The sequence below is a fragment of the Sulfitobacter sp. HI0129 genome (genome assembly GCF_001635395.1).
Classification (GTDB): Bacteria; Pseudomonadota; Alphaproteobacteria; order Rhodobacterales; family Rhodobacteraceae; genus Sulfitobacter.
Genome location: NZ_LWGH01000026.1, coordinates 1 through 395, shown reverse-complemented (window position 1 = coordinate 395; position 395 = coordinate 1). Strand labels below are relative to the sequence as shown.

The following is a 395-nucleotide window of genomic DNA, read 5'->3' as shown; positions in this document are numbered from 1 at the left end:
TCGTGGCCTGCCCACATTCGGAAACGGCGGTCAATGCCAGCGGGCGGACATTTTCGGGCTATCCCAACCTTCTGTCCGAGCTTCTGGGCACCGGCGAGGATTCGGTTTTCCTGATGCTGATCGGCGGCGGGCTTCGGGTCGTGCATGTGACGCTGCATGAAGGCATTCACACCGCGCTCGACCGGCTGACGCCGGAACTGATCGAACGCGCCACGCTGGCCGCGCATCAGGCGCTCAGCGGTCTGGGGATCGACGCCCCGCGCATCGGGCTGTTCGGGATCAACCCCCATGCGGGCGAGGGCGGGCTTTTCGGGGATGAGGACGACCGCATCGTCACCCCCGCCATCGAACGGCTGCGCGCGCAGGGGATCGACGCGCACGGGCCGGAAGGCGCC

1 protein-coding gene is annotated in these 395 nt (G+C 67.8%); it reads left to right on the top strand.

Features of this window, described 5'->3' with window-relative positions; translation table 11 throughout:
* Positions 1 to 395, top strand: a 395-nt coding sequence (locus tag A3764_RS00335) for a 4-hydroxythreonine-4-phosphate dehydrogenase PdxA (protein WP_150122010.1), incomplete at both ends; no start/stop codon positions are given.